Origin of the sequence: uncultured Methanobrevibacter sp. (assembly GCF_947169325.1) — an archaeon.
GTDB lineage: Archaea > Methanobacteriota > Methanobacteria > Methanobacteriales > Methanobacteriaceae > Methanocatella.
The window spans coordinates 1-4,460 of sequence record NZ_CAMVPN010000128.1 but is presented as its reverse complement, the minus strand read 5'-3'; the positions used below and the strand labels follow the sequence as shown (position 1 = coordinate 4,460).

General features: G+C 36.2%; 6 protein-coding genes and 1 pseudogene. 6 read left to right on the top strand and 1 reads right to left on the bottom strand.

Annotated features, from left to right (window positions below; translation table 11 throughout):
- Positions 1–334: coenzyme F420-0:L-glutamate ligase (locus Q0W26_RS11550; protein ID WP_298525585.1), on the bottom strand; the 334-nt coding region annotated here is incomplete at its 3' end.
- Positions 335–410: 76 nt separating this feature from the next.
- On the opposite strand from Q0W26_RS11550, the gene Q0W26_RS11545 reads away from it, so the two are divergent.
- From Q0W26_RS11545 to rpl1P, 6 genes and pseudogenes are all read left to right on the top strand, one after another.
- Positions 411–983 carry a pyruvate kinase alpha/beta domain-containing protein gene (locus tag Q0W26_RS11545; RefSeq protein WP_298525582.1) on the top strand — a complete coding sequence of 191 codons (573 nt, stop codon included), beginning with the start codon at positions 411–413 and terminating at the stop codon, positions 981–983.
- Positions 984–1,106: 123 nt separating this feature from the next.
- Entirely contained in the window at positions 1,107–2,243 is a 1,137-nt protein-coding gene (gene ftsZ / locus Q0W26_RS11540) for a cell division protein FtsZ (RefSeq protein WP_298525579.1), read from the top strand.
- A 106-nt stretch (positions 2,244–2,349) separates the two neighbouring features.
- The gene (locus tag Q0W26_RS11535) at positions 2,350–2,529 is read left to right on the top strand and encodes a protein translocase SEC61 complex subunit gamma (protein WP_298525577.1); all 180 of its coding nucleotides are present in this window, start codon (positions 2,350–2,352) and stop codon (positions 2,527–2,529) included.
- Between the two features lie 388 nt (positions 2,530–2,917).
- A complete protein-coding gene (locus Q0W26_RS11530; RefSeq protein WP_292746499.1) occupies positions 2,918–3,388 on the top strand; it encodes a transcription elongation factor Spt5 in 471 nt (156 codons plus the stop codon).
- Entirely contained in the window at positions 3,388–3,870 is a 483-nt protein-coding gene (locus Q0W26_RS11525; protein WP_298525574.1) for a 50S ribosomal protein L11, read from the top strand. Before Q0W26_RS11530 ends, Q0W26_RS11525 begins: the two co-directional genes overlap by 1 nt.
- A gap of 180 nt (positions 3,871–4,050) precedes the next feature.
- Positions 4,051–4,460 (top strand): annotated as a pseudogene (rpl1P, locus tag Q0W26_RS11520) (50S ribosomal protein L1); the annotation flags it as partial.

The following is a 4,460-nucleotide window of genomic DNA, read 5'->3' as shown; positions in this document are numbered from 1 at the left end:
TTGTCTCTTCAGGCAGTCTTCTCAAATTCTTTATGGTTCTCTTTTTGATTCCAAGCAGGGGCCCCAGGACATATCCCCAGAGGTATTTGCTCCAAACTGTCGTTAGGAATTTTGCCGTAAGCGATGGTGTGTAAAGTGATTCGTCGACCAGCCTGTTTTGTGAAACCGAAATTGGAGTTTCGGCAATTACCAGATAATCATTGTCCTGCATCAGGATTTTCGCAGGCTCTATAATGGAGCTTAAATCCTCATTTGGTTTGATGTAACCTGTCTCGATTGGAATTATGATGTAGTCTCCATTGATTACATGCTTTATGTTTTCTAAATCTGTCATAAAAATCTTTAATATAATTGATTCATATAATTATATAACAGATTATGCATTTATAATTTATTTTAAGGTGGTAATAATGGCAAGAAAATTCATTACATATTTCGATAAGCAGGGTGACGATTACACCGATGAGCTGATTGCGGCAGTTAATGACAAACTGGATGTGGCTGAAAATATCAGATACATATTGATTGCATCCTCTTCAGGCGAATCAGCATTGAAACTGGCAAACGCAATAGACAAGGACATTACAATCATCAACGTGTCTCACAATGTCGGCTTCAGCGGCGACAATGAATCTGACATTTCCGATGAAATGATTGAAAAACTCGAAAGCGAAGGAATCAAAACATTCCAGGGAATACATGCATTCAGCGGTGCTGCAAGAGGTGTGACAAACAAATACGGTGGGTTCTCTCCTTTGGATGTTGTGGCAGACACATTGAGGATGTTTTCCCACGGCGTGAAGGTGGCTGCTGAAATTTCAATAATGGCCTGTGATGCAGGTCTGGTTCCTGTTGGCGAAGAGATCATAGCTATAGGTGGAAGGGCTCATGGTGTGGATACTGCAGTTATTCTGACTCCGGTCAATTCAAAAAACCTCTTCAACATGAAGTTCCATGAAATCATTGCAATGCCAAGGGACTGAAATATATTTTTTCAATTTTGGCAAAAATTTTCAAAATACTTAAAATGTAGTTGCATTTAAATATTAGTTAAGATAGATATATTTAACAATTATTTTAATAGCAGAGTATGTGGGGTTAATTTTGTGAAATTTATAGATGATGCAATAAAAGAATCTGAACAAAGAATGGAAGAGAAAGCACCTGCCAAAATCTCTTCAGATATCGATGAAGAGCTTATTACTATTATGGATGGCGTTAAAACTAGAATTATCGTTGTTGGTGCCGGAGGGGCAGGAAACAATACTATTACAAGATTAAACGAAATGGGCATTGAAGGAGCAACCACAATTGCTGTAAATACCGATGCTCAGGATTTATTTTATAGTCAATCTAGCAAAAAAATCCTTTTAGGAAGACAAACTTCCAAAGGATTAGGTGCAGGTGGAGAACCATCAGTAGGTGAAGAATGCGCTGAAGAAAGTGAAGATGAAATCAGAGAAGAATTGGAAGGCGCAGACATGGTATTTGTCACCTGTGGTCTTGGTGGAGGAACCGGTACAGGTTCAGCTCCAATCATCGCTAAATTAGCTAAAAAATTAGGTGCACTCACTGTTGCTGTTGCTACCATGCCATTTTCTGCTGAAGGAATCAAAAGAAGAGAAAATGCAGAACAAGGTTTAGAAAAACTCCAAGAAGCTGCTGATACTGTTATTATAATTCCTAATGATAAACTTCTGGAAGTTGCACCAAACTTGCCTTTAAACAAAGCTTTCATGGTTTCCGATGAAATTCTCGGAAGAGCAGTTAAAGGAATCACTGAACTGATTACTAAAAAAGGTCTCGTAAGTTTGGACTTTGCAGACATTAGAAGCATCATGAGTGGATCTGGAATGGCTATGATTGGTATGGGCGAATCAGATTCTGGCGACAGAGCTTTAGAATCAGTACATGAAGCATTAAGCAGCCCATTGTTAGATATTGACATATCCAACGCTACCGGTGCATTAGTCAACATCTGCGGTAGTTCAGATTTAACATTACATGAAGCTGAAAAAATCGTTCAGGTTGTTGCTGACAAATTGGATCCTGAAGCAAACATCATTTGGGGTACTCAAATTGATGAAAGTCTCCAAAATATGGTCAGGACAACTGTGGTTGTTTCAGGCATTAAATCTGCTTACGGTTCCGATGATGAACCTGCAGTCGAATATGCTGAAGAAACTGCAGAATCTGAAAATGCTAAAGACCAACTGGATGATTTTATTGATGGAATTTTCTAATTCCATTCAATTATTTTTTTTCAAAAATGCAAACATTTATTAATGTTTAGAATATAAATTATTTTATTACTATTATTTTATTATAATCTTTATTTTGGGTATTTAAATGAATGTACAAGAAAGTTTTGATAAATTTATAAAAGACAGTAAAAGAGTATTGAAAGTATCAAGAAAACCTGATTTACCAGAATACAAAGAACTCGCCAAAGTAGTTTCCATTGGTGTTTTAATCGTGGGAGCTATCGGGTTTGTAATCGTTTTAGCAGGTTCATTAATTGGTTTATAAAACCAATTTTTCATTTTTTTGATCCCATCTTTTTATAATAAAATTCTGTAATCAATTTTTTCTTTCAAAAACTAGTTTTTTTGAAAAGCTTTATATATTATTATTCATATAAATATTGATATTATAGAAATCTGATTTTCAAGAGTTTCATATGTCTTGAAAAATTATGGCTTTTATAATAACTTTTAACTTAATGTATGAATTTATCTTTTTGAATTAAAGAAACTAAGATATTATCTGGTTTATTTAATCCAATGGATGATAATATTGAACCTATTGAAGATAGGGGATAGCTTAGTAAACTTTCACATATATGTGAATTACCTAAGAATCCACAATTTGTGGAACTTCATTAACTTAGTCAAATATTAAAATAGGTGAATTTTTCATGGAAGAATCTAATAGTTCCATATATGCTCTTAAGACCTCTGCAGGTCAAGAAAGAAATGTAGCCAGGCTCTTGGCACGTAAGGCCAGAACCATAGATGGCATAGGCATTTCCTCAATTCTTGTTCCCGAATCTTTAAAAGGGTATATTTTAGTTGAATCTTCAACAAAAATAGATCTCAGGAACCCTGACTTGAAAGTTCAACATTTAAGAGGGGTAGTCGAAGGCAGTGTAGGCATTACTTTCGACGAAGCAAAAAGATTCCTGAAACCAGAACCGATCATTTCCTCCATACAGAAAGGAAGTATCGTCGAGCTTATTTCTGGACCGTTCAAAGGCGAAAGGGCGAAAGTGGTTCGTATTGATGAATCACGTGAAGAAGTCGTCCTTGAGTTAATAGAAGCTGCAGTACCAATTCCGGTTACTGTTAAAGCTGATCAAATTAGAATAATTCAAAAGGAGGCTGACTGATGGCTAAAGATACAGTCGAAGTTCTTATCGAAGGTGGAAGCGCTACTCCTGGACCTCCATTAGGCCCAGCTTTAGGACCTTTCGGTATTAACATGATGCAAGTAGTTGATGAAATCAATCAAAAAACTGCAGACTTTGCAGGAATGAAAGTGCCTGTTAAAGTTAGTATTGACAGAGATACCAAAGACTTCGAAATCGAAATCGGTACTCCACCAACTACAGCACTCATTAAAGAAGAATTAGGCATCGATAAAGGTTCTCATGAACCAGGTTTGGACATTATTAATGATGTACCAATCGAAACCGCTTTAAAAATCGCAAGAATGAAATTCGATTCATTACTCGCAAACGATTATAAAGCAGGTGTCAAAGAAGTTATGGGAACTTGTGTAAGTATGGGATTATCCGTTGACGGTAAAGACCCAAGACAAGCACAAAAAGATGTTGATGCCGGAGTATATGATGACATCTTAGCAGAATAGTCATTGTATATCCAAAAATAAAATTAAGTTAACAAAATACAGTGTATATGACGTTGTAATTTCGGTTATGATTGATATACTGTTTTTAATTCATGCAATCGTTTAAGAATTTTTTTCTTAGTAAATGATACTCATGAAACCAAAAAAATCCAATGAACAGAATGTTCATGGGGGATGAATATGACACAAGATGTAATTAACGCGGTGAAGGAGGCAAAAGAACAATCAAAGCCGAGAAACTTCACTGAGTCCGTAGATATTATTATTAATATCCGAGACTTAGATGTCAGAAAGCCAGAAAATAGGTTTAATGAGGAAGTTGCTCTTCCTAAAGGCCGTGGCAAACCGATCAAAATCGGTGTCATAGCTGATGGGGAACTCATTGTTCAAGCTAAAGATGCTGGTCTTGACACTATAATTAATAAAGGAGATTTAGAAGAGTTCGGAAAAGACAGAAAAGCTGCTAAAAAAATGGCAAACTCTGTTGATTTCCTTATAGCTCAAGCTGATATGATGCCACTCGTTGGTAGATTCTTAGGTCCAGTTCTTGGTCCTCGTGGAAAAATGCCAAAACCAGTGCCTGCAAGTAT

Bases quoted from the DNA above. Each gene is read 5' to 3' on its own strand.
- Q0W26_RS11545 (WP_298525582.1), top strand. From the start codon at position 411: ATGGCAAGAAAATTCATTACATATTTCGATAAGCAGGGTGACGATTAC.
- Q0W26_RS11535 (WP_298525577.1), top strand. From the start codon at position 2,350: ATGAATGTACAAGAAAGTTTTGATAAATTTATAAAAGACAGTAAAAGA.
- Q0W26_RS11530 (WP_292746499.1), top strand. From the start codon at position 2,918: ATGGAAGAATCTAATAGTTCCATATATGCTCTTAAGACCTCTGCAGGT.
- Q0W26_RS11525 (WP_298525574.1), top strand. From the start codon at position 3,388: ATGGCTAAAGATACAGTCGAAGTTCTTATCGAAGGTGGAAGCGCTACT.